This window comes from Rhodococcus sp. WS1 (assembly GCF_003797745.1).
GTDB lineage: Bacteria > Actinomycetota > Actinomycetes > Mycobacteriales > Mycobacteriaceae > Rhodococcus_F > Rhodococcus_F erythropolis.
Genome location: NZ_RKLZ01000004.1, coordinates 147,507 through 172,775, shown reverse-complemented (window position 1 = coordinate 172,775; position 25,269 = coordinate 147,507). Strand labels below are relative to the sequence as shown.

Below are 25,269 nucleotides of genomic sequence, written 5' to 3'. Positions count from 1 at the left end.
CTTCGAACCAAGAGCATCTCGGCGAAAAATCTCGCTTCGCTGATCACGGGTGTTGACTGCCGAAAGATCAACGAGCCCGAGCTCAACATATCCGGAAGGCACGCGCTGATGCCGCATACCGCCATCGAATACACAACCAATTCTGTCGGCGTAGTGGCTCCCGGTCGACTGGCACGACGCTGCCCAAAACATCGGCGTGTTCCCCACCCGGCGCGGGCACCTCATCACCCGACTGGAGTCTGGCAAGGGCAACTGCTGCGCTACGCCACGATCTGATCCTCGTTCCACGGATAAGCCCCTCGCGGCGGCGCTATGAGAGGCGTCGACTAGATGCTCTAGGCGGTGTCGCTGTGGCGAGTTCGAAAGCAATCGATCCCACGCGCGTGCACGCGTCATTCGGCCGCGATTCTCCAATTTCATGTCGACAGGTGTTCCCGCTGCAAGCGCCGAATGCATCGCGGGAATAGGACGAGAGTCGACCGAACGATATGGGCTCACCACGGAACTCGCTGCCGCCGCTCCTGCCTAAAGTCTCCCACCTGCCACTGCGCACGATGGTGCCGATCGACGTCTCATCGGCGCGATTTCCTTCGTCGTAGTGCCGGCCCGGCAGCAGCAACTTCGACCTGGTCGTTAGAGTGACAGAGCACAGCGCCGTTTCGCTCCGTGAAAATCCAACGCTAGCGCGAACTCGGTGTCTACCTGCTGAACTCTTGCACTGGAACCACGGAGCCGATCGACTTCGGCTGAGGCACAGTAATGGGGACGAAGCAATTGGCAGACACTCCTCGCGCGGCTCCCGTATTCGCCACGCCTGCATTACCGCCGGACACAGCAACGACCATCGGATAGAGCCCCCCGCTCTCGTACCACCAACACTCGTTTGAATGCGCCGTGCGCCTTGAAAACGCGGGTGGGTCGGGGAAACTCACCTTCACAGAAGCCGTCGGAGGAGTCCGCTCCAAGTAGCGGGGCAGCGCACCAGTCCTTCGATTCGCTCAGCTGTCTCACGGACACATCTACACGCTTGAGATTGACACGCGGCAGTCCCCTCAGCAGCAATCTACCTGCGTTCAGCGGACTCGTTGTCGATGTCGAGCGCGGGGGCAGCCCAACTCGCAAGCATGGCCATAGCGTCGGCCGAGGGACTGTCGGGCTCTGCGCTGTAAGTGGTGATGTATTGGCCGGGGTCCGCTGGGAGGTCGAGAACATCGAAACAAACTTCGATCAAACCCACAACCGGGTGATTGATCTCTTTCTTACCGGATTGATGAAGCACGACATCGTGCGCCGCCCAACGGATTCCGAATTCACTGCTCTTGGTAGCGAGTTCCCCGACAAGATCGGTGAGACTGCGGTCATGGGTGTTGCAGCCGGCCTCGGTGCGAAGCAATGCGACTACCCCGTCGGCAGCACCCTCCCAATCCGGGTAGAACTCGCGCGCCCGCGGATCTAGAAAGGTGAACCGCCCAAGATTCGGAGGTTGGACAGGATCGTCGAACAGTGGTGCGTACAGCGCCTTGTACATATCGTTACAGGCGATGACGTCGTTGCGGGCATTCCTGACATAAGCCGGCGTCCCGATCATCGATGCCAGAAGCCGTTCGACGCTGGGACGGATCGTCGTGCGCGCAGCCCGCCGCCGTGCACCGATTGGCCGCTTGGAGGCTCTGGCAAGGTTGAACAAGTGCGAGCGTTCGGCGTCGTCCAGACGCAGTGCACGTGCGACGGCATCCAATACCTCGTCGGAAACGCCGCTGATGTGGCCCTTCTCCAACCGAACGTACCACTCGGTGCTCACCCCTGCGAGAACTGCAACCTCTTCTCGCCTCAAACCTGGTACCCGCCGGCGGGTACCAGGAGGTAGACCGACTTGTTTGGGTGTCAACTTCGCACGACGGGTCGCGAGGAATTCGCGAATCGCGTCGCGGTTGTCGAGCTGGTCCATCCCTTGAAACTACCGGGTCTGTCGCTGTTAGGGGGGTTGCGTTTATACCCCAATAAATTAGCTCTCCCGCGTACGTAAGGGCGTTGCTTAGCTGGATGAAACGAGCGGACAGTGCCGTAGATGGGCGTGATCGCGAACGCATCGACGGCGCTTAGCCGCGAGCGGAAAGGAATCCAGGCATGGCTCAGAACGTATGGTTCATCACCGGGGCCGGCCGCGGCCTCGGCGTGGAACTCGCACGCGCAGCATTGGACACGGGACATTCCGTCGTCGCAACCGGCCGCGACGCCGCCCGCGTCGAGAGTGCAATTGGGCCGCACGAAAACCTGTTGGCAGTTGACCTCGACATCACCGACCCTGCAGCTGCAGAGTCGGCTGTTCACACCGCGGTGGGACACTTCGGCCGAATCGACGTGCTGGTCAACAACGCCGGCAACTTCTACGCCGGATTCTTCGAGACAACCAGTCCAGAACAGTTCCGTGCGCAGATCGAAACCAATCTCTTCGGCCCGCTCAATGTCACCCGTGCCGTGCTGCCAGTTCTGCGGGAGCAACGCTCGGGACAAGTCATCACTGTCACCTCGCTTGCTGGTCTGATCGGCGGCGCGTTCACTGGTGCCTACGCTGCATCGAAGTTCGCTCTCGAAGGATGGATCGAGTCATTGCGCCCCGAAGTCGCACCGTTCGGCATCGAGCTACTCGCGGTCGAGCCTGGAATGTTCCGCACCGAACTGCTCGTTGAAGGCTCATCGACCAACTGGCCGGAATTGAACATCACGGACTACGCTGCCCGCACCGCCGCGACCATCGACGAATGGAAGAGTTACAACGGCCACCAAGCCGGCGATCCCACCAAACTTGCCCACGTACTCGTGACGCTGTCCGACTCGGGCGAACTGCCGCAACGCTTCGTCGCCGGCTCGGACGCATTCGACGGAGTGCAGAACAAACTAACCATCCTCCAGCGACAGCTCGACGCACTCCGCGACCTGTCGACCTCACTGTCACACGAATCCTGATCAACCCGACATACTAAGGAACGTCCCATCGTGGCACCACTCACCGGAACCATTGCGATCGTCACCGGAGCCAGCAGCGGCATCGGACGTGCCACCGCTCAACGTCTGGCGGTCGAAGGCGCGACCGTCGCGGTCGTCGCACGCCGCGCCGACCGCCTGGTCGTCCTCGTCGACGACATCCGCAAAGCCGGAGGAACGGCATTCGCCGTCGAAACCGACATCACAGACCGCAACCAAGCTGAGAAAGCTGTGCAGACTGTCGTTGACACATACGGGAGACTCGACATCCTCGTCAACAATGCAGGCCTGATGATCCTCGGCCCATTCGCCGAGGCCAACGTAGATGACTTCGAGCGGATGATCGACGTCAACCAAAAAGGCCTGCTGTATTTGACCAAAGCAGCGCTGTCGCACTTGACCGAAGCCGTATCGGACAGCCCGCGCGGTGTCGCGGACATCGTCAACATCTCCTCCATCGCCGGCCGCGAAGCCTGGGGAAACTTCGGCGCCTACGCGATGACGAAGTTCGGTGTCAACGGTTTCACCGAAGCACTCAGGCAGGAGATCACACAAAGACATGTCCGGGTCGGTGTCATCGAACCCGGCGCCGTCGACACCGAACTGCAGTCCCACAACACCGCCGAGGTGCAGGAGAAGTACGCAGCCTTCCCAGCGGACAAGCAGCCACTGGGACCCGAGGACATCGCTGACGCCGTCGCCTATATGACTACCCGACCCGCTCACGCATCGATCAGCGAGATGTGGGTTATGCCCACAGACCAGGTTTGACAAAGGACAGGTCGGCATGGAGCACGTAAACCTGGTAGGCCCCAACGTCTCCCGCATAGGCCTAGGGACGATGACTATAGGTGGGACGTAACCAGCGAGGGCGCGTTGGATGACGAAGCAATCCGGACCATCCACCGCGCACTTGATCTTGGTGTCACACACATCGACACCGCCGAGGTCTACGGCACGTTCGGCAGCGAGACCATTGTCGGGCGCGACCGTCGGACGCCGCGACGACGTGGTGATCGCGACGAAGTTCGGTCTCGTATCCCACTCGGGCCCGCAGAGCCGCGTAGTGGACCGCCGCCCGACAAATATTCGCACTGCAGTCGAAGGATCCCTCGACCAGCGTGTACCGCCGATCCCCGGTACACGCCGAGAGCACCGCGTCAAGGAAACACCGCCGCCGACAGCATTGAGCTCACTACCGAACAACTGTGCGCCTCGATGCCCTCGCGCTGGCGGCCGGCGCACGCCACGACGACAAGAACATGACCAATATCGACCACCGGCAGTCACACCGTTGTATATAGCCAACCAAGGAGAGCATTGTGGAATACACCCGATTGGGCTCATCGGGGCTGAAAGTCAGCCGGATAGGGCTCGGAACAATGGGCTACGGCGATGGTTCCGATCCGTTCTGGAGTTGGGCAGTCCCTTACGAGCAGGCAGCCCCCTTCTTCAAACAGGCGTTAGAAATGGGCATTAACTTCTGGGACACGGCCAACGTCTACGGCAGGGGGTCATCCGAGCTTATCGTCGGGCAGGCGATCAAGGCATTCACCCGCCGCGACGACATCGTCCTGGCCACGAAGTTGAATAACCACATGCATGACGGGCCTGGTGGTCAGGGCTTGTCACGAAAAGCAATCATGGAGCAAATCGACGCCTCCCTGACACGACTGAACACAGACTATGTCGACCTATACCAAATCCACCGATTCGACAAGAACACCCCGGTCGAAGAGACGATGGATGCTCTCAACGATGTGGTCAAGTCCGGCAAGGCTCGATACATCGGTGCGTCGAGCATGTTCGCGTGGCAGTTCGCGAAGATGCAGCACGCAGCGGAAACGCACGGGTGGACAAAATTCATTTCCATGCAGAACCAGTACAACCTCGTACAGCGAGGGGACGAATTGGAGATGTTCGGACTCTTGCAGGACCAAGGCGTCGGGAGCATCCCGTGGAGTCCACTAGCCGCCGGAGTTATGGCCCGACCTTGGAACAGCACCGGCAGTGTTCGAGGGAAAACAAACCCGCGGACGGATGAGGTGGGACGACCGCTCTGGTACGACAGCGATCAGGGCACCGTCGATGCGGTAGAAAAAATTTCATCCGAGCGAGGCGTCCCTATGGCCGCCATCGCTTTGGCATGGGTGCTGCACAACCCTGTTGTCGACGCTCCGATTGTCGGTGCGTCCAAAGAGAACCACCTCGTCGACGCCGTGACGGCACTGACAATCGAACTCACCGATGCCGAAGTCAGGGCATTGGAAGAGCACTACACCCTCCGTGTACACACCTACTTCGACTACCCGGAAAAGTGAACATCACATGCGTTACGGAGGCCCAGAATGATTGAAGGTAACGCCATGACATCGAACTCACCAGTTTCACTGCACAGTCGGCTCAAGGGTAAGACTGCCATCCTCACCGGGGCCGGCAGTGGCATCGGACGTGCCACAGCTGTCCGATTTGCTCAGGAGGGCGCACGACTCGGTCTTACAGACATCAACGTAACTGGACTGGACGAAACCGCCCGCATCGTGCGGGGCCTTGGTGGCGAGGTGATCGCCCGAGCTGGAGATATCGTGGACCCTGCCACAATCGATCAACTCGCCACCGACGTAGCCACGACGTATGGCGGAATAGACGTTCTCGTCAATATTGCCGGCATCGTAGTCGCTAAACCGTTTCTGGAGCAGACAGCCGAAGACTTCGACCGGTTGATGCGCGTTAACGTGCTGGCTGCCGTGCTCGCCAGCCAGCGTGTCATCCCCGAAATGCAGGCAGCCGGGCAGGGATCTATCATCCACTTCGCATCGGTCGGTGGTCTAATCGGCCTGCCCGGACTGAGCCTTTACAACGCTTCGAAGGCGGCGGTTATCGGGCTCACTCGTGGGATGGCACTGGACCAAGCTCCACACATTCGAGTGAATGCAGTCGCCCCGGGTGGGGTCAAGACCCCGATGTCAGAGGAGCACATCGCGAGCTTCCCGACGCGGGAAGAAGCCATGAACCAGCTCGCTGGCAGACAGCTCATCAAACGATTCGCCGAACCTGAAGAGGTGACTGGCGCAGTCGTATTCTTGGCCAGCGATGACTCGGCATTCATGACCGGCGCCGTCATCCCGGTCGAGGGAGGCTGGACGGCGTGGTGAGAGCGATGCATCCAGGCGTAGTTGCTCGCCGCACCGCCGACCACCAGCGGTCGTGGGGACGATCCAGCTGCCCACCGAACTGCAGGAGAACCTGATGACCAGGAAGCTGGACGGATCGGTCGCGATCGTTACCGGAGCCTCCAGCGGGATAGGGCGCGCGACTGCAAAGCACCTTGCAGCCGCAGGGGCTACTGTGGCTACCGTAGCCAGGCGCAAGGATCGTCTCGACGTCCTCGTTGCTGAAATCATCTCCGCTGGAGGGTCTGCATTCGCTGTCGTCGCCGATATCGCGGACCAGCAACAGGCCGCTCAGGCTGTTACGCAGACCGCAGAGCAGGCGGGCAGAATCGACATCCTCGTCAACAACGCCGGATACATGATTCTCGGCGCGCTCGAGACCACTGAGCCGCAATCATGGGAGCAAATGATATCGGTGAACCAACTCGGCGTGCTCTACATGACCCGGGCAGCGTTGCCGCACTTACGACGCGCAGCTCAGAGTGACATGCGTGGGGGTGTCGCAGACATCGTGAATATCTCCTCGCTGACCGGTCGGATTGCGATGCCCAACCAGAGTGTCTACACCATGACGAAGTTCGCGGTGAACGGCTTCACCGAATCGCTCAGACAAGAACTCGCTACCAGTCACGTGAGGGTCGGCGCGCTCGAACCCGGAGTCGTGGAGAGCGAACTGACCTCCCACAACACCGACCCTGCTGTGAAGAAGCAGATCCAGGATTTCGCTGGCACCATCCGAACACTCGACCCCGAAGATATCGCCGAAGGCGTGACGTTCATGGTCACACGCCCGTGGCATGCCGCCATCGGGGAGCTGTGGATCATGCCCACTGAAGAAGCCTGACCGAAAATCGACTGCTGCGCCGATGTCCTGGCGATTTCTTCGCTGTCAAAACTCGACGTCGATGTGAGTGTCGTGCCGTCACACGAATAGTGTCGTGCCGTCACACGAATACAGACCTGTAGTGAGTGCCCAAGTTTGATTTCATGTCATCGGTGTCCCGAAGACCCGTCGATCGATTAGGTCGACTTGGTCGCCGCTAACCACGATGAGGGACGGATCCGCACCATAGCATCGGCACTGAACCGGGCAGGCGTGATGCTCTGAGTGGGGAAATACTCTCCGAGCCCCGACCGTCTCCAGATCGGGGTGTGTGAAATGGCAGTCATACCGACCGCGATCATGGAAAGGGAGCGGAGTCGATGTCATTTCGACCCTGCCGTCAGCTCCCTGATCGCCGCTCTCGCGGCTACTCACACGTACGCCCGCGTTATGATTGACGAGGCTCTCTCGGCTACTCAGATCTCGCAACCGGTGTTGACCATGGTCGAGAAAAAGCTCACTGTCCGAAGATTCGACGTAGTCGAAATTGTCGGTGACGGAACCGTGGCAGACGCGGTTGGGATTCATCAACATTGGTGTACCAAAGTCGTCATCTCCGTCTTTCGCCCCGACTGCAACTAACTCCCACCAAGACGCTAAGGATGTACTGTGCCCCTTTCCGGAGAATATGAACCGAGCGCATCGACGTTCGCGCGCGAGCAGGCTGAGACTATCGAACGCACCAACGGAGCCGAGGGGAGTACCTGGGAGGGGCATCGGGTCGTCGTTCTGACCTCGATCGGCGCCAAGACCGGGAAGCTACGTAAGACAGTCCTGATGCGTGTCGAACACAACGGTCAGTATGCCGCTGTGGCGTCCAGGGATGGTGCTCCCAAGCATCCGGTCTGGTACTGGAATCTCGTGAAACATCCACACGTCGAATTGCAGGACGGAGCAGTTCGACAGGACTACATCGCCACACTCACCGATGGCGCAGATCGAGAGTTTTGGTGGGAGCGCGCGGTGAAGGCCTGGCCGCTGTATACGGACTACCAATCCCGAACGACGCGTTCGATCCCCATCTTTCTGCTCACACCGTTTCGAACCGAGTAACGGGAGGGCGCTTCGACCTCGTGGACAAAGAAACTGTGAACACGCGTCAAGTAGGGGCACCGACGCCAGACGCCGCGCCGAACGGTACAAACGACCAACGGCCACACCATTTCACTTCGGCCACACCATTTTACGACGGGTGTGGCGACTTACGGCGGGTGTGGCGACGGGACCGTTCGGCACGGCGCAGTCCGATGCATGGGACGGAAAACAGGCTGCACGAGGTGGTTCGGCCAGTACTACGAGACAGGCCCACTGACCTGGTGAGTCAGAACTCGAAAACGCCCTTACCGTCGGTCTGCTTATCGAACCATTCATAGGCTTCTGCTGCCTCGGTGAGAGACCAGCTGTGACTATAGAGCTTGTCGACTGGGAGTTTCCGTTCGGCGACGAAGTCCGCGCAGCGCTTCTGCTCGATGATGGACATAGTCCACGAAGTCATCAGCGTCATCTGTCTTTTGTACGACCGAGTGGTATTGAACTCGACGTCGGCGCCGAGGCCGATGAAACATGCGCGCCCCCAGGTGGCCAGCATGTCCTGCGTGGCCTGAGCAGCGACGGTAGCGCCCGACGTTTCCAACGCAAACAAGGTGCCACGCCCCCCTGTTAGTTCACGCACAGCACCGACGGCGTCGTGTTCCATGGGGTTGACAGTTTCCGCTGCCCCGAACTCCTTCGCCTTGGCCAGACGAGAGTTTTCGATGTCGACAGCGATGACTCGTGCGCCCATGGCAGAGGCAAGCATTGTGGCTGACATTCCCACTGGCCCCTGACCGGAAACCACCACCGTCGATCCGCCCACGTCGCCGAGCCTCTTGAGGCCGCCCCACGCGGTTCCTGTTCCGCAACCGATGGCGGCTCCCGCCTTGAAGCTGAGTTCGTCGGGAAGTGGCATAAGGGTGTTAGCTGGAACCGCGACATAGGGGGCATGGCCACCGTGGGCATTGACGCACAGGGTTCTGACCTCGGTTTCGGTGCACAGTTGTGGCCAACCTGATCGGCACTGCTCGCAGGTATTGCAGCCCCAGTAATGATGGATCATCACTCGGTCGCCGACTTTTGCCATCAATTCGTTGACACCCGTTCCAACGGCGTGTACTTCTCCACATGGTTCGTGACCCTGGATGAATTGGCCAGGAGCCGCTGCAGGTCCACCGCGATAGAAATGAAGATCACTTCCGCACATGCCAGATGCTCGGACGCGGACGATGACCTCCCCTGGGCCGGGTTCAGGTTGTGGGAACTGCTTAAGTTCGATTTCACGGTTGCCGAAAAAGACCAGCCCTTGCATGTGTGTTCCTCGATTCAGGCATTGTTGGAGTGATGAGGCTGGACCTGTCGCAACCTCGGGTCAGACAGGAAATCCGGCGGTTTCAGTCGTATAAGGATCGGGACCGACGCGTTTTTCTCTCCGAGTGCGTACAACCAAGACTGGATGCACGACGGCACTAAAGAAAGGAGCACCGAACAGTGTTGGAACCGTGAGCAACGCTGTCACACGTGCTCTTAGACGTCGTCGGCAATGACGGTCTTGAGTTCAGTGTAGAGGCGGAAAGCTTCCCTCCCACCTTCCCTTCCAATCCCTGATTGTTTATAGCCGCCGAAAGCTATTCCGAAATCCCCACGCACCGCGTTGTGTCCAACCGTTCCCGATCGCAGCCGGGATGCGATGCTGCGGAAGCGATCTGGATCGTCGGTGAAAATCGATGCGTTCAGTCCGTAGACTGTGTCGTTTGCGATGCGGATGGCGTCGGCCTCGTCGGTGCTCGAGATGACACTGACAACGGGCCCGAAGATCTCTTCTTGCGCGATGGTGTCACCGCTGTCGACATTTGCGAATACAGTCGGCTCGACAAAGAACCCTCGATCGAGGTGTTCCGGCCGTGCACCTCCTGTAGCCACCGTTGCTCCCGCCGCAATACCTTTACCGATGAACTCCTCTACACGATCTCGCTGGCGCGCGGTTGCCAACGGCCCCAAGTCCATGTCGGTGTCGAACGGGTCTCCGATCCTGATCGAAGAGAACGCAGCGACTAAGGCGTCCACCACCTCTTTCTGGCGGCGCCCGCTCACGACAACTCTGGTCAGTGACGAACAAACCTGGCCAGAATTCGCGCACGCCGATGTCACCAATGAAGCGACAACTTTGTCGAGGTCGCCGTCATCGAGAACAAGTGCTGCCGATTTCCCGCCGAGTTCGAGGCTGCACCGAGCTATACGCTCACCACACAGCGCCCCGATTCTGCGACCGACAGCAGACGAGCCAGTGAATGAAATCTTGTCCACGCGTCTATCGCGGACAAGCATTTCCGATACTTCACGTTCAGCGGTGACCACATTGAGTACTCCGGGAGGCAACCCGATCTCTTCCGCGATCTCGGCAGCGATCAAACCTTCGCCCGGCGCCTCAGGTGAGCATTTCAGAACTACGGTACATCCGGCTAACAAAGCCGGCGCCACTTTGTGCGTGATCATCGGCAATGGTGAGTTCCAAGGGATGATGGCGCCGACCACTCCGACCGGCTCAGCGACCAGCAAGCCGTACTCACCTCCTCGCGTAGTGGGTACACGCCTCTCGAATGAATATTCATCCGCCATATCCGCATATGAAGCGAATTCTGTTGCCGCACGGCGGGAGAACGAGTCGGCAAGGGAGTAGAGAGCTCCAGATTGCCGCGGCCACAACTGTCGAACATCCTCGATGCGGGCCATCCATCCTCGTGCAAACGCTCTGACGTATTCCGCACGCTCCGCATGCTGGAGTGCGGGCCACGGCCCGTAGTCAAAGGCACTTCGCGCAGCAGCTATCGCTCTGCTCATGTCCTCGGCGCGCGCCTCAGCCACCTGTAGGAATGTCTGTTCCGTCGCCGAATCGATCACGTCGATCGTCGATGACGTCGATGGCTCGACCCATGCTCCGTCGATGAATAGGCGGCGGGGATTGCGCAGTGGAATCTCGGATTGCTTCATGTATGTCATCACACACTCAATTCGTTTCCAGGGCATTGATCGACCGCACCACGCAGTTGTGCGGCACTTCGCGTCCAAATGGAATGACTGTCTGACCGCAACGGACGTCAGGTGAGCCCAGACGTACGCTGGCAGGCTCTCGAATGGGAATCTCGCTGAGGTCCGCTTCGGGCCCTAGGAAATCAACTTCTCCGCCAGCACTGAGGGCAGCCCGATGGATTTGATTTCTGTATAGGCCGCGAGTCCCTCTGGCCCCGACTCCCGTCCCAGCCCGCTGCTCTTGAATCCACCTAGAGGGGCGTTGAGCCCGACGAGACTGCCGTTGAGTTCTACCGTGCCTGTGCGGATGCGGCGCGCAATGGACAGCCCGTGGTCGAGATCACCGGTGAACACCGCTCCACTGAGGCCATATTCGGAGTCGTTGGCGAATTCCACAGCCTGATCCTCGCTCTCGCACGCGAGCACACTGATAACCGGTCCGAAAATTTCCTCTCGTGCGATCGTCATCGACGGTGTGACACCTGAGAAAACCGTGGGTTCCACGAAATATCCGTGATCGAACCCCTGAGGACGTCCGCCTCCTGTAACGACCGCTGCACCTTCAGCGACACCGCTCGCCATATAGCCTTCCACACGACTTCGTTGGCGTGCACTGACCATGGGGCCGATTTGAGTAGCGGTGTCGCCAGGGTCACCGACCGGCATGGACTGAATCAGTGAATCGAACCTCTCGAGAAGTTCCCGCTCGCGGGATTTCGACACGATGATTCGAGTCTTGAGGCTGCAGACCTGGCCGGAGTTCCGGAACGAACCTATTCGCAGCGATTCGACAGCAGCGTCAAGATCCGCGTCGTCGAGGATCACCGCCGCCGACTTACCGCCTAGTTCGAGCGTGACTCGACGAATATCGTTGCCGCACAGCGCGGCTATGCGTCGCCCTGCGGCCGTGGATCCAGTGAACGCCACTTTGTCGACTCCTGGGTGCGTGACCAGGTACTCACTAACTTCTCGCTCGGCAGGAACAATATTCACCACACCTTCCGGCAAGCCAGCGTCTTGAAGCATTTCTGCCAGGAGATATGAGTCCAGTGGCGTTTCCGGAGCCGGTTTGAGAACAACGGTGCATCCTGCCAGCAGTGCAGGCGCGAGTTTGATGATTGTGACCAATTGAGGGGCATTCCAGGGGATGACTGCTGCGACCACTCCTACCGGCTCATGCACGACCAATGCGTTGCCGTTTCGTGACTGTCTGACGGCGCTGAAAGGAAACGCGCGCGCCACTTCGATGAAGTTGTCGATATGCTCCCGGGGCAGCCCTGATTGCATCGTCCTCGATAAACTGATCGGACAGCCCATTTGCTCCGTGACCAGTGAAGCGAGCAAGTCAGCGTTCTTGTCGAACGCCAAACTCAGGCGCTGAAGAACTTCGATTCGGTCTTCAAGCGACGTACGAGACCACGGTCCCGAATCGAACGCTTGACGCGCCGCTGACACTGCTTTGTCGACGTCGGCCTTTGTTGCCGAGGGCACAGCCGCGAGGACTTGCTCGGTGTATGGCGAGACAACCTCGATCGTGTCGTTTGAGGTGCTACTCACCCACTTCCCTCCGATGAAAAGTTTCGAGAAGTTACCTTGCCACGTCATCAATTTTCCTCAATACCATTTAGGGGCTAGTAGTTCTATCTCCTGGGTGATGCAAATGTCTTCACCGAGCGGGAGTGCTTTTCATAGGAGCGAACAGTCCTGTGAAATCGCAAGAATGAAGCGTCGTACTGTAGATGTCAGGATCGGATAGGGGCGGATCGAAGGACGTAGTCGACTCGGCTATGCCGGCGTAGTCGACCGAACCGTCGGTGTTGTCGCTTACAAAGATCCGCGTTCGCGCTATACCGGCTTGGCCTCGGAGACCCTCCTGAAACGTGGCACTGAGCACTTCGTCGGATCTCGTGGTAACACCGCGCCAACGTACTAATAGCAGTTCCCCCACGGAATTGGTTGTGTCCGTATTCTCCCGGTTCGTCCAGGAGGCGATGCACAACCCTGTGAAGCGCCACCTGTGGGTTGCCCCGGACGATATTCGCTTCGACCACGGTGAGCTGTTATCTCCGGAGATCGCAATGTAAGAAGGCGACTGAAGCACGGAAAGATCGTCGAGATCGTAGAGATTCAGAAAGCGCGGGATCGACTTAATGTTCTCGTACCGCATTGCGGTCCTAATCCCGGGCACTCGCTCGCGTTCGGGGAGGTGCTCGGTATCCGCCCAGTCGTTGTATTCATCGGCGTCAGCGGGGTGCATCATGGCCAGCAGGAGTCCTTGTGCCTCCGTCATTCGTGGCCGCCGAAAAATTCGGACAGCGTCGCTGCCAGTGCGGACGGAGCCTGGACCGATGGAATATGGCCGCCTTCGATGACGCGGTGTTGGGCACCGGGAACTTGCTGCGAGATGACGGCGATATCGGCTGGAGGTCGGACTAGATCGTATTTACCGGAGACAAAGAGCGTCTTCGTGACGATGTTGGGAAGCGTCTCTCCTAGATCTGAAACGGAGAGAGCCCGGACGATGTGAGCGTAGCTCGTCGGGTCGTTGGTCAGAAAGCGTGCAACGTATGCGTTGTAGTCATCCTCCGGTTCGCGGAGGTTCTCCGGGTAAGAGCGTGCCAGAGCTGCGTCGACGATACCGCGCATTCCGAGCTTGTCGGCCGTATCTGCTCGCGCCCGAAGGATTTCACCGCTCCGCCCCGAGGCGTTCGTCGGTGGATTGATTGCAGCCAGACGGTGGACGCGATCGGGATATCGAGAGGCCAATACCAGACCAATACAACCGCCCAGAGCCACGCCTGCGACGTCGACTGGGTCCTTAATTTTCAAGTTGTCGAGCAGCGCAATGATGTCCTCTACTAGAACATCTACCGTGACCGTCGATCTGATCTTCTCAGAGCCGCCCGAACCACGTGCGTCACATCGGAGTACGCGACGATCCAGAGCCATTTCGGCCAGTACAGGGTTCCAACTTTCGAGAGACCCGCCCATCTCGTGGAGGAGCAGCAAGGGCCTTCCGCCGCCACCAGAATCCGTATACCTCAATGAGACGTCCGGCAGGCCCGCCCAGAGAGGCGTGGAGCCTTCAGCCGTGCGCTCACTTTCGGACAGTGTTGTTTCTTCGGTGAGGGTCATCGATGTTCCTTGTCTCATGGATATGGCCGTAGTCGGGCGGACGGAGCGGCCCGGACGCAGTGCGGACGCAGTGCGGCAGTTCTGCTCAGTCGAGGAGTTTCTGCTCAGTCGAGGAGTTCGAAAATTGAGGCATTTGCCGTGCCTCCAGCCTCGCACATCGTCTGCAGTCCGTATCGAATGTTTTTGTTACGCATGTGGTTGATCAACCGTGTGGTCAAAATAGCGCCGGATGCCCCCATCGGGTGACCGACCGCTATCGCTCCACCGACAGGGTTGAGGACTTCTTCGTCGACGCCGAGTTCGGCCTGCCAAACCAGTGGAACTGGTGCAAAGGCCTCGTTTACCTCGTAGGCACCGATATCAGAAGCGGACAGGCCACTTTTTTTGAGCACCTTCTGCGTGGCTGGAATCGGTGCAGTTAGCATCAACACCGGGTCCGCGCCGACAACCGCACCGGAGTGATAACGTGCGATCGGTTTAAGGCCGAGCGCTCGGGCTTTCTCAGGCGTCATAATAAGAACTCCCGCTGCGCCGTCCGATATTTGACTGGCGTTGCCAGCGTGAATGACGCCATCGACATCGAAGACGGGTTTGAGTTTGGCCAGCGTCTCCGGTGTCGTACCGCGGCGGAGGCCCTCGTCGGCGGTGAAGTCCGGCAGTCCCGGAATCGCAATCAGCTGAGAGTCGAATGCGCCAGAATCAACGGCGGCAGCGGTCAATTCGTGACTACGCGTGGCATATTCGTCTAGCCTGCGCCGCGATAAGTTCCATTGTGCGGCGATTCGCTCGGCCCCGACGCCTTGGTTGAAGTCCTCGTTCGGAAACGAGCCGCTGGTCAGCTCATTCGCGTAACGCTCGCGAACGAGCGGCCCGAAGGGTCGTCCGAGCTCGCGACCCGCGCCCAGCGGTACGCGGCTCATCATCTCAACTCCGCCTGCGACGACGATGTCGTATTGACCGGACATCACCATACCTACGCCAAAATCCAAAGAGGACTGGCTGGATCCGCACGCACGATTGATCGTGACACCGGGGACTTCTTCGGGCCATCCCGCGGCGAGGACTGCGTACCGTCCGATTTGGGCGGCCTGGTCCCCTACCTGGGTAACACACCCCCAGAGAACATCGTCGATCAGCGATGGATCGAGTTCGGATCGCTCGGCTAGTGCCCGTAACACGTACGCCGAGAGGTCGACGGGATGAATCTGGGCGAGAGACCCACCGCGCTTACCGATAGGTGTGCGAACTGCGTCGACGATTACTGCATCAGGCACGAGCGCTCCTTGATGGAAGTGGATGTCCCGCCGGCGGACGGGAAGAGGCGTGGACGGTACATTGCCGATGATTCGGTCAACGGCCCTGCCCAGTGACTACTGACGACGATATATAGCGCTCGTCATCCGAGAGTATCGATGGGGCAATGGGATTGCATTTCAGCGCACTCCCCTCCCCTCGTTGACCCAATGAGGGGCACGCAACGCCTTCTTGTCAGGCTTTCCGAGGGGTGTCAACGGGAGTGATTCAACGAAATAGACTTGTTTGGGTGTCCAAGCAGTGCCCTTGATTGTTTTGACATGCTTACGCAAGTCAGCGGCGTCCGGTTCCTGTTCGTTGGTAGTCGAGCGTCGCACCACGTACGCAATCACTGCCTCACCCCAGTCCGCATCCGGGATCCCGATTACAGCACTTTCGCGAACACCAGAGTGGGTACTCAACGCCCGCTCGACGTCACCGGCGAAAATATTGAACCCGCCCGAAACAATCATGTCTTTGCGCCGATCTCGGATATGCACAAACCCGTCATCGTCGCGGAACCCGATATCACCTGTGCAGAGCCAGCCATCGCGAAGCGCGTCCGCCGTGTTCTCGGGGTCGTCGAGGTATCCGTCCATGACCAGCGGCCCCCGAACGCATATCTCACCGGACTGCCCTGGACCCAGGACCGAACCGTCATCGCCCCTGATTTCGAGTTCGACCATCGCTGTGGGTTTCCCGCATGAGGCCAGCCGATCCAAATCGCCAGTGACGTGGTCCCCGATCCGAAGTACTGAAATGCAGTTGGGTGCTTCGACCTGCCCGTATAGCTGCATGAAAATCTGCCCCCACCGTCCTAGCGCCTCGGAGAGGCGCTCCGGTGAGATGGCCGAGGCTCCGTACAGAACTAGTTCGAGGTCACCCAGGCTTCCCAGTGTGGGCTCGGGCTCGTTGAGCAACCTGTAGATCATTGTCGGGACCATAAATGTAGCCGTAATACGTTCGGCTGCAATGGTTTTATGGATCTCATCCACGTCGAATCCTGCGTGGATGTGAACCGTTCCTCCGCGCAATAGGACCGGCAAGCTCATCAACCCTGCCGCGTGACTGAGCGGTGCCACGGTGAGGAAACGCAACTCGATTGGCCACTCCCACTCGGACAGCATCGTGAGAATGGCAGTGGCCATCGTACTTTGAGACCGGACCACACCCTTAGGCTTTCCTGTGGTGCCACCCGTGAACGAGATAGATGCCGTGGCCGTTGGATGACTTCGTGCAATGGTTGCCGAGGACGAGAAGTCAGCGAGACTGGCAGCATCGCTGCCGTCGAGGACCGATGCATCGAGTGCGAGCAGACGCGTGGGCAAGGACTCGGCAAGATTGGCGTCGATGTGTTCGACTACCGTGCTGTCTGCGCCGGGCGCCACAACGAGCACTTCGGGGCGGAGCTGATCCAGGATCTGAACGATCTCGGGTCCGGATGCCATCGGGTGAAGACCTGTATATGTTGCACCGATCGCCGCGATGGCAAATTGTGCGGCAAGGTAATCGGAACTGTTAGGACCGTACAAGGCCACCCGCGACGAACCGTCAATTCCGTTCAAACGCAGATAACCCATGAGGGCGGCAACCTGACGATGCAGGTCGCGACCCGTCAGACGAGTCGCGCCACAGACGACCGCGGTTCGTTCGGGGAACCGGGTGAGCGCCTTGAGGACCAAGTCCTGATAAGTGGGATAGGTGGTTTGAGCGTTCACGCGGCTGACCACGTCGTTACCTACTTTCCGTCATTTGTTCGACGACACCCAACTCTCGTCGGATGTGGTCATCGCAGGTGAAATTCATGTACACAAACCCGCACCGCCCATAGATCACGGCACGGGAGCCGCCCGTCTAGTCAAGGCGAGTTCGACGTTCTTGTCGCCGGAGAAGGAACGTCGACTCTCACTTCCACCGACTTCGAAAGACATCTCGTCCGTCCAGCTAGTTTCTGATGGACGGCTCCGAACGCCATGAGCAGCAAGTGTTCATAATACTGTCCCTGGGTCTGTTATATGGGACACATTGACGATAGGGGGTCACCGGCCTGGGAGTCAAGGGCCCTCTTGCAGCACCCACAGAAAGCAGCGTCAAAATTTCGCCGCGACAGTGAGTGCCATGGGCCGTTCGTAACGACCGACGGCAAGCACCTGATCCGTGTTGCTGACATCCCAGCTCGATCGAATCGCAACACCTCCGACGGCTCCCGCTGCACTCCAGGAAAGAGGCGGTGAAAGAACTTAGCCGCGGCACGGGTGCAACCACCCTGATCAAACTTGGCGAGTCGCACCGTTCCCTGCGTCGCAGGTAAGCCGCATTTTTCGTCGGGCCTGTTCGTGATGACTTGACGTGATCCAGGACACGATCTAAGGTCATCACGTGTCCCATATGAGAGACAATAGGACATAATGATAGACATTTGCTCGAAAGGGCTCTTGAATGTCGGCAAGAAGGGCATCCACTTGCGCGGGACTGTGATGTCGAACAAACCGCGGAACCACATGCGTTCAAGCCTGACCGAGGACCACCTGGGCCGTCCGTTCTACTCCCTAAGCGGCCCAGGTCCCGCGCTAGGGCATCACCGCTCCAGTTGGTACAAAGCTGCACAGCGAGCTTCGTTCCAGCCGCCAATGGACGCCCATTACCCACACTTCATAACTGACCAGCCCGCCGTGCACCCTTCACTCAAAACTCGCTTCAAACATCCAGAGACGGGTGCACTGACAAGAAGAAGGCAACGATGTCGACCAATCCCGACAGCGTCACCGTCCAGCCGCCGAGGGCACCGGACCGTCCAGGATCGAAAAATACAAACACACGCGTTGCGATCGCAAGTCTCGTGGGCACCCTCGTCGAGGGGTACGACCTCGTGCTGTACGGACTTGCAGCGGCATTGGTGTTCCCGCACGTATTCTTCCCCGCCCTCGGTCAAGCGGCAGGCACTGTAGCATCGCTTGCCACACTCGGGGTAGCGTTCGTTGCTCGCCCTTTCGGCGCGTTGCTTTTCGGGCACTTCGGCGACAAGCTCGGACGCAAGAAAACGCTTGTTGCTACGTTGCTGATGATGGGCCTGTCGTCGGCGATCATGGGTATGATTCCGTCGGCAAACCAAATCGGTGTTATTGCTCCAATCCTCATCGTCATCCTGCGCATCTTCCAGGGACTAGCCGCAGGCGGAGAATGGGCCGGCGCGACCTCGTTCGTGGCCGAACACGCGCCTCCAGGCAAACGAGGCTTCTATGCGATGTTTCCTCAGTTGGGACATGCTCTGCCTCAGGCAGTTTCGAGCGCCACCTTTCTTCTCGTCGGTTTGACGATGAGCGAAGAGGCCTTCCTCGGGTGGGGATGGCGTCTTCCTTTCCTGTTCAGCATCGTGCTGATCGGAGTCGGCCTCTACATCCGTCTCCAGATCGAAGAAACCCCGGTCTTCAAGAAAGAAGCCGGGCTAGGCACCTCGAGAAGGCCGATCGTCGAAGCCTTCAAGACGCAACCTCGCGAGATCTTCAAGGGTATCGGTGTAGCACTCACGATGTTCAGCTTGTTCTATGTGGCCACCGCATTCCTAGCTGCCTACGGCACCAACACGCTAGGATTCTCACGCAACCAGGTACTCGTTGTCGGTTTGCTTGCAGGTGTCTGCTACGCCACCGCGACAGCGGTGAGCTCGGTAATGTCTGACCGAGTCGGCAGGAAACGCATGCTCGTGGGTGCCCAAATCGTCGGCGTGGCATGGGCGATGCTGCTCTTTCCGATCATCGGAACCGGATCGTATGTGGGATACGCCGTCGCAGTGTGCATCACCACCACAGTAGCTGGCTTCGCGTACGGCCCTGTCGGCGCGTTCTTGCCCGAGCAGTTCCATACCCGCTACAGGTACTCAGCCACTGGATTTGCCTACAGCCTCACTGGCGTGGTGGGCGGCGGAATAGTCCCACTACTGGCACCGATCATTATCGGCTCGGCAGGCACAATGGTATTTGGGGTATTCCTGGCCATGCTGTGCGGGATCTCGGCAGCATGTACCTTCTCGCTACGCGACATTGGCAATGACACGCTCGATAGTGTTTAACGCCTTCCAGGAACCTACGAACGGCTTTATCCGTATTCGGTTTCATAGCAGAACTTTCCGTCCAAATCCATCTCATATTTAGGAGAAAAAATGGGAAAAATTCAGCACCTGGCCTTTGCCACGCAGGATCCAGACAAGATGCGTGACTTCTTCGAGACCTCATTCGGTTTCGAGACAGTCACGTTCCATGACAGTGAACGGGCCACGGGATACATCATGACCGACGGCTCGATCAATATCGGAGTATTCACGTTCAAGTCCGATCAACTTGGCAAGGGCATGGACTACGTCGGGTTGCATCATTTCGGCGTCTTCGTCGACGATGCTGACGAGTGTGTAGAACGTGTCCTGGCTCAGGGATCAGAAGTATTCGTCGACGAAGTTGAGCTTTCACCGCTCACCGATGGCAGGGCGAAGCGGCCGGACAAATTCCGAGGAATCGAAGGCCTGGTTTTTGATGTCGCGGACAAGCCCTGGCCCGGCGCAGCAGCACCTGCTGAATGAATCAACGACCACTCGCCCTACCGCAATACACACCACCCGTCCGCAGTCGATCGTGACCATCGGGCGGTAGGTCAGGAAGGAAATCATGAGTGAGCTACGGTTCCCTCCGATCGGCGCAACCGAGATGACGCCTCGGCAACTGGAGGTAAACGAAGCAATCGCTGGTGGCCCCCGGGGCGGTCTGCGTGGTCCGTATCTTGCACTGATCCATCACCCGGATCTCGCAGACGTCGTACAGCAGATGGGGGCGCACCTACGGTTCAAGTCGGCTCTGCCCCTCCCGCTGATCGAGCTGGCCATCCTGGTAGTAGCCCGACACTGGACTTGCCAATACGAATGGGTGGCGCACGAACGCGTTGCGCGCACCACAACCGATCTCCCGGAGCACATTATCGAGGCGATCCAGTCCGGGACAATACCTGACCCGATGTCCGACGAACAGCGGATAGTTCACGATTTTGCAGTGCGCACAATCAAATACGGCGAACCGCGCGACAGCGTGTACGACCAAGCGGTGGAAAAATTCGGTCGAGATGGCGTATTGGATCTCCTCGCGACATGCGGGTACTACAGCATGATCGCGATGCTGCTGAACACGACGAGAGTTCCCCTGCCCTCTGGAACGTCAGCGCCGCTGCCAGAGAAAATGTGAGAACAACCGACCGGCGTGCGGCAGTTCCGCTTACGGACGTCGGATCGAAGCCAATAAATCCAAGGACCGTGGCCCGATTTCGAGGCAACTACCTCGAAATCGGAGGAGCCTTGTGAAATTAGACCTGCTGCCGTGGGTACGCAGGATCTTCAACGGAGGAATAGTGCGTTTCAAAGATCAGATCGTGGTTGTGACAGGCGCTGCCGGCGGATTGGGCCTCGCCACCGCAAAGCAATTCGCACACGAAGGTGCACAGGTCGTCATCACTGATTTGACGGAAGAATCGGTTTCCACGGCTGTGCGTGAGATCGAGAATGACGGCGGCTCTGTCCTCGGCCTGACAGGCGACGTGAGCGATCCGCAGCAGGTTGCCGACAACGTGGACGCCATTCTGGCCGCATTCGGCCGTATCGACGTACTGGTCAACAATGCTGGCATCATTGGTCGCGGACCGACCGAAACACTTCCCATCGCAGCGTGGCAAAAGGTCATGACAGTGAACCTGGACGGGGCCTTCTTCTGGGCTCAGACTGTCGCCTCACGCTCGATGATCCCACGTCGTGCAGGCACAATCGTGAATGTTGCCTCTATCGCTGGTCTGGTTGGATTTCCACATGCAGCCTCGTACGTCGCGTCAAAGCACGGGGTCGTCGGATTGACCAAAGCCCTCGCCGTGGACTGGGGACAGTACAACATTCGAGTCAACGCACTATGCCCTGGAATGACCTGGGGAAGCAATCTTTCTCAGGCAGACGTAGCCAAGAACCCTCGACATTTCATCGACCGAGAGTTGCGGATTCCGCTAGGTCACGCGGGCCAACCCGACGAGCAAGCCAGCGCTGTACTTTACCTCGCATCAGGTGAAGCCAGTTACGTCAACGGTCTCATCATGAACGTCGACGGCGGACAGATTGCCCTCTCCTCCGGACACAACGCTCCGCGAGATGGCGCTGTGACCAACGACGCAAAGCAGAAAGGCCAACAGTGATAACTCGTTCAGGACCGCTGGTCGGAGTGAAAGTCATCGAATTGGCAGGTCTTGGTCCAGGACCGCACGCAGCAATGATTCTGGCTGATCTGGGAGCAGATGTGGTGCGCGTGGATCGTCCTAGTGCGGACGGATCGACCACAGACAAGGCGCGCAATCCGACCCTGCGCGGCCGACGCACCGTGTCGGCGAATCTGAAAGAAGCAACAGGTCGCGAAACGGTTCTGCAACTTGCTGCCCGCGCCGACATCTTCATCGAAGGGTTTCGACCGGGCGTCACCGAACGTCTGGGTGTGGGACCGCAAGACTGCCATACCATAAACCCCAAACTGGTATACGCACGTATGACGGGCTGGGGCCAGGACGGACCACTGGCGCAGCGGGCAGGCCACGACATCAATTACATCGCGCTGACCGGTGCACTGCACGCGATTGGCCGCAAGGGGCAGCGCCCTGTGCCGCCGCTGAACCTCATCGGGGACTTTGGCGGTGGATCGATGCTGCTGGTAATCGGCGTGCTCTCGGCTTTGTGGGAAGCCGGTCGCTCCGGTAAGGGCCAGGTCGTCGACGCAGCAATGATCGACGGCGCCTCTGTGCTGAATCAATTGTTCTGGAGCCTTCTGGCCCGTGATTCGTGGATCGACGAACCCGACTCCAACCTGTTCGACGGACATGCACCGTTCTACGATACCTACGAGTGTTCCGACGGCCGTCACGTTGCGGTCGGCGCTCTCGAACCGCAGTTCTACGCAACACTGATCGAAGGTCTCGAACTGACCGATGCAGATCTCCCTTCACAGATGGACCGCAAGCGTTGGTCGGAGTTGCGGCGGAGGATCGGCGATGTATTCGTCACCAAAAGTCGCGACGAGTGGTCCAAAATTTTCTCAGAGACGGATGCATGCGTCACCCCTGTTCTCGCATTCGGAGAGGTCGCAAACCATCCGCACGTATCCGCGCGCAGCACTGTAATCGAGAACGGCGGGGTATGGCAGGCGGCTCCAGCACCACGTTTCTCCAGGACCGGAACTTCGATAAATCCGGTCATTTCAGAGGTTGAAACGATCGAGGAAGTGCTCGCAGCCTGGTCATAACCGGCCGATTGCTAGGCCTGGACCGCACAAAACCAATGATCCACAAACCCAATGATCATTGTGAGCACAAGCGATAACAAAGCCCGGAATACCGGCGTGACCGCGAACTTTGCCGCTCGATATGTTCCCGAGGATGTCGAACGCAAACGAAAGGGCCCCGAGGATGTCGAACGCAAACGAAAGGGCACTGCGTGGTAAATCGGTCCGAAGCTGAACACCGACCGAAGGCAACGAAATTTTTTGCCGCAGCAGTGTCTGTAGCATTCTCCGCCGTCATGGCTGGGACCAGCATCGCCAGCCCGATATTGCCCCTCTATCGGGAGAGTTTAGGGCTGTCGGTGTTTGCAATCTCGACGATGTTCAGTACATACCTGATCGTCCTCGTGGCCTTCTTCTCGGTCATGATGAGCACTAACATGACACGGATTTCTTGGCTACTGCTCCCTAGCGCGGTCATGCTACAAATTTTCTCCAGCGCTGCCATGTGGTTCGGAGCTGACCACTCCATCTGGCTTTTCGTCGGCCGCGGTATCGCTGGCGCAGCGGTCGGTTTGGCGACCGGGTCCACCGCGACTCTCGTTGTGGCAGCAATCGGTGAGAGCGGACGGACTGCTGTGGCCACCAGTGCAATTGGGGGGTCGGCAGTAGGATTGCTGACGGCCACTGCGGTCACCGCTCTCTCAGAGCAGCCAGATCACCTCGCCTATCAACTCCATATGTTCGTCCTTGCCGTAAGCCTCGTCGCGCTGGCTGCGACGACTGTTGCGGCCCGCCCGATGCTTCGTCGCTCTTTTGCCAAAGCGAGGGTTGATCCCCCTCCTCGTCGTGATGCGACGACTGTCGTCCCACGACGACAACGATTGGCGGCCCTCGGCATTGGAGCAGCAGGCTGGGCAGTCGGTGGGCTGGCGGCCGGCACAATACCCAGCATAGTCAAAGAACAGTTCTCGACCGATTTCATCCTCGTCGTGATGGCTGCGCCGTTGCTGCTGATGAGTGCGGCATGGATTAGTCCGAGGCTACTTCGCGCTGTGCGAATCGAACTCGGCGGCGGAAAAGCATTGGTGCTCATAGCATTGGGCGGCGCCGCCCTAGCGTGCGCAGTCGGCTTTCAACAACTTTGGCTCATTTTAGTGGGCGGTCTCGTTTGGGGGCTCGGTCAAGGATCTGCGTACGCGTATGGTCTTTCTGTGCTGACGAGAGGGCTACCGCCAGTTCAGCAGGGACGCACAGCGTCAGCGTATGCCGCCTGCGCCTATGCATTTACAGCGATTACCGTTATCACGACCGGGGCTGTTTCCTCGTTGGCGGGAAATACCGCCGGAATGGTCTACGCCGCAGCATTGTTGGGCGCACTCTGTCTGGCAGTGGCCTTGCTCGGCTACACCGGCGCGTCACCGGTACCGATCTATCGCGCGGAAATCACCACCGGTGAGCTTGCATCGCGCGCGCCAACCCGAGAGTCTTTGCGGTGACGGGGTTCGAAAGAGACATTCCGTCGAATGTGGTGTGCGTCGATGGGGTGCGTGGTCGGTAGCCGCGGACGCTGCCGCCCGATCCAAGTGGCGGGTTCTACACAGGAGAGGGTCTGACAAAGTGCCCAAGCCACACCCAACCGTGAATCGCTTGGTGACGATCTTGGAGACCATCGCGGCAGCACCCGGGCTAACCGTATCTGCACTGGCTCGCCACGTCGCGGTTCCAAAGTCCACAGTGCATACTCTCGTTCAAGGTCTGCTGGCGACTGATTACCTGGAGGAGGAAGCGGGCGTGCTGTCTCTCGGCCCCGGAGTCGAGTTGCTTGCCTCTACCCGCGGAGGTCACCAGCTGCGCCGCCTGGCACACGACGAGCTGATGGCCTTGGCTGGGAGTACCAAGGAGACCGCACACTTGTCGATAAAATCCGGTCACAATGTGATCATCATCGACCAAGTCGAGTCACTGCAACCGATCCGCTACTCAGTTCCACTGCGGGTGCCTCGCCCCTTACTGACCAGCGCGTCGGGCAAGTTGTTTCTTGCCGAGCTCGATCCGACAGAGCTTGAGGCCCTACTTTCCAGCCGGAACGAGTCCGAAGGCACTGCGTCAGTAGCCATTCGCAATCAACGCGAATGTATCCGATCCAACGGCATCGCCCGCAATCTCGAGGAGTCTCTAACCGGTGTCTGCACCATCGGTGCGGCCGTTCGTGGTGCCGGCGGTGCTCTGCTGGCGGGACTGATCATTGCCGGCCCCGCTGAACGTGTCCGGCCGAAGCTAGACCAGATCGAACCGTTGTTGCGCGACTCCGCGAGAAGGTTGTCAGAGCGACTGCAGTGAGGACTGATCCTCGTTGAGGCCGGGTCGGATAATTCCTGGGGCGTTCGGCCCACATTCAGGAGAGGAAAGATGAAGCTCGAACATCGGACCCGCATGAATTGCGCTTTGCTAA

21 protein-coding genes are annotated in these 25,269 nt (G+C 59.0%); 14 read left to right on the top strand and 7 right to left on the bottom strand.

The window, feature by feature from the left end:
• Positions 1-1,063: 1,063 nt before the first annotated feature.
• A complete protein-coding gene (locus EEB12_RS28985) occupies positions 1,064-1,948 on the bottom strand; it encodes a helix-turn-helix transcriptional regulator (RefSeq protein ID WP_141489059.1) in 885 nt (294 codons plus the stop codon).
• A 179-nt stretch (positions 1,949-2,127) separates the two neighbouring features.
• Between EEB12_RS28985 and EEB12_RS28980 the strand changes: the two genes are divergently transcribed.
• The 7 genes from EEB12_RS28980 (at position 2,128) to EEB12_RS28950 (ending at position 8,094) form a co-directional block, all read left to right on the top strand.
• Positions 2,128-2,967, top strand: a complete 840-nt coding sequence (locus tag EEB12_RS28980) for an SDR family NAD(P)-dependent oxidoreductase (RefSeq protein ID WP_141489058.1) — start codon at positions 2,128-2,130, stop codon at positions 2,965-2,967.
• 30 nt (positions 2,968-2,997) lie between these two features.
• Positions 2,998-3,756: an SDR family oxidoreductase gene (locus EEB12_RS28975; protein ID WP_220095788.1), complete on the top strand. Its 759-nt coding sequence runs from the start codon at positions 2,998-3,000 to the stop codon at positions 3,754-3,756.
• Positions 3,757-3,861: 105 nt separating this feature from the next.
• Positions 3,862-4,251: an aldo/keto reductase gene (locus EEB12_RS30995; protein WP_258537449.1), complete on the top strand. Its 390-nt coding sequence runs from the start codon at positions 3,862-3,864 to the stop codon at positions 4,249-4,251.
• A gap of 56 nt (positions 4,252-4,307) precedes the next feature.
• Entirely contained in the window at positions 4,308-5,306 is a 999-nt protein-coding gene (locus EEB12_RS28965; protein WP_141489056.1) for an aldo/keto reductase, read from the top strand.
• A gap of 45 nt (positions 5,307-5,351) precedes the next feature.
• Positions 5,352-6,140 (top strand): SDR family NAD(P)-dependent oxidoreductase, encoded by a 789-nt coding sequence (locus EEB12_RS28960; RefSeq protein WP_181447596.1) that lies wholly within the window; start codon positions 5,352-5,354, stop codon positions 6,138-6,140.
• Positions 6,141-6,234: 94 nt separating this feature from the next.
• Positions 6,235-7,002, top strand: a complete 768-nt coding sequence (locus EEB12_RS28955; protein ID WP_141489054.1) for an SDR family NAD(P)-dependent oxidoreductase — start codon at positions 6,235-6,237, stop codon at positions 7,000-7,002.
• A 648-nt stretch (positions 7,003-7,650) separates the two neighbouring features.
• On the top strand, positions 7,651-8,094 hold the full coding sequence (locus tag EEB12_RS28950; protein ID WP_141489053.1) for a nitroreductase family deazaflavin-dependent oxidoreductase: 444 nt from the start codon (positions 7,651-7,653) through the stop codon (positions 8,092-8,094).
• Positions 8,095-8,362: 268 nt separating this feature from the next.
• Here the strand turns inward: EEB12_RS28950 and EEB12_RS28945 are convergent, their stop codons facing one another.
• The 6 genes from EEB12_RS28945 to EEB12_RS28920 form a co-directional block, all read right to left on the bottom strand.
• Positions 8,363-9,385, bottom strand: a complete 1,023-nt coding sequence (locus EEB12_RS28945) for a zinc-dependent alcohol dehydrogenase family protein (protein WP_141489052.1) — start codon at positions 9,383-9,385, stop codon at positions 8,363-8,365.
• Positions 9,386-9,600: 215 nt separating this feature from the next.
• A complete protein-coding gene (locus EEB12_RS28940; protein WP_141489051.1) occupies positions 9,601-11,073 on the bottom strand; it encodes an aldehyde dehydrogenase in 1,473 nt (490 codons plus the stop codon).
• Positions 11,074-11,238: 165 nt separating this feature from the next.
• The gene (locus tag EEB12_RS28935; protein WP_306461760.1) at positions 11,239-12,660 is read right to left on the bottom strand and encodes an aldehyde dehydrogenase; all 1,422 of its coding nucleotides are present in this window, start codon (positions 12,658-12,660) and stop codon (positions 11,239-11,241) included.
• 729 nt (positions 12,661-13,389) lie between these two features.
• The gene (locus EEB12_RS28930; RefSeq protein ID WP_181447595.1) at positions 13,390-14,238 is read right to left on the bottom strand and encodes an alpha/beta fold hydrolase; all 849 of its coding nucleotides are present in this window, start codon (positions 14,236-14,238) and stop codon (positions 13,390-13,392) included.
• 104 nt (positions 14,239-14,342) lie between these two features.
• Complete coding sequence (locus EEB12_RS28925; RefSeq protein ID WP_141489048.1) at positions 14,343-15,512, bottom strand: thiolase family protein; 1,170 nt, start codon at positions 15,510-15,512, stop codon at positions 14,343-14,345.
• 159 nt (positions 15,513-15,671) lie between these two features.
• Complete coding sequence (locus tag EEB12_RS28920; protein WP_181447594.1) at positions 15,672-17,249, bottom strand: AMP-binding protein; 1,578 nt, start codon at positions 17,247-17,249, stop codon at positions 15,672-15,674.
• A 1,022-nt stretch (positions 17,250-18,271) separates the two neighbouring features.
• Between EEB12_RS28920 and EEB12_RS28915 the strand changes: the two genes are divergently transcribed.
• From EEB12_RS28915 to EEB12_RS30645, 7 genes are all read left to right on the top strand, one after another.
• Positions 18,272-19,600, top strand: a complete 1,329-nt coding sequence (locus EEB12_RS28915; RefSeq protein ID WP_141489046.1) for an MFS transporter — start codon at positions 18,272-18,274, stop codon at positions 19,598-19,600.
• A 90-nt stretch (positions 19,601-19,690) separates the two neighbouring features.
• Positions 19,691-20,104, top strand: a complete 414-nt coding sequence (locus tag EEB12_RS28910) for a VOC family protein (RefSeq protein ID WP_141489045.1) — start codon at positions 19,691-19,693, stop codon at positions 20,102-20,104.
• A gap of 85 nt (positions 20,105-20,189) precedes the next feature.
• The gene (locus tag EEB12_RS28905; protein WP_141489044.1) at positions 20,190-20,756 is read left to right on the top strand and encodes a carboxymuconolactone decarboxylase family protein; all 567 of its coding nucleotides are present in this window, start codon (positions 20,190-20,192) and stop codon (positions 20,754-20,756) included.
• 112 nt (positions 20,757-20,868) lie between these two features.
• Positions 20,869-21,744: an SDR family NAD(P)-dependent oxidoreductase gene (locus EEB12_RS28900; protein ID WP_222839062.1), complete on the top strand. Its 876-nt coding sequence runs from the start codon at positions 20,869-20,871 to the stop codon at positions 21,742-21,744.
• Positions 21,741-22,838: a CaiB/BaiF CoA transferase family protein gene (locus EEB12_RS28895; RefSeq protein ID WP_306461759.1), complete on the top strand. Its 1,098-nt coding sequence runs from the start codon at positions 21,741-21,743 to the stop codon at positions 22,836-22,838. Before EEB12_RS28900 ends, EEB12_RS28895 begins: the two co-directional genes overlap by 4 nt.
• A 416-nt stretch (positions 22,839-23,254) precedes the next feature.
• Positions 23,255-24,313 (top strand): hypothetical protein, encoded by a 1,059-nt coding sequence (locus EEB12_RS30650; protein WP_181447593.1) that lies wholly within the window; start codon positions 23,255-23,257, stop codon positions 24,311-24,313.
• Positions 24,270-25,157, top strand: coding sequence for an IclR family transcriptional regulator (locus tag EEB12_RS30645; RefSeq protein ID WP_258537448.1), 888 nt, complete (start codon positions 24,270-24,272; stop codon positions 25,155-25,157). The genes EEB12_RS30650 and EEB12_RS30645 overlap by 44 nt, the downstream gene beginning before the upstream one ends.
• Positions 25,158-25,269 lie beyond the last annotated feature (112 nt).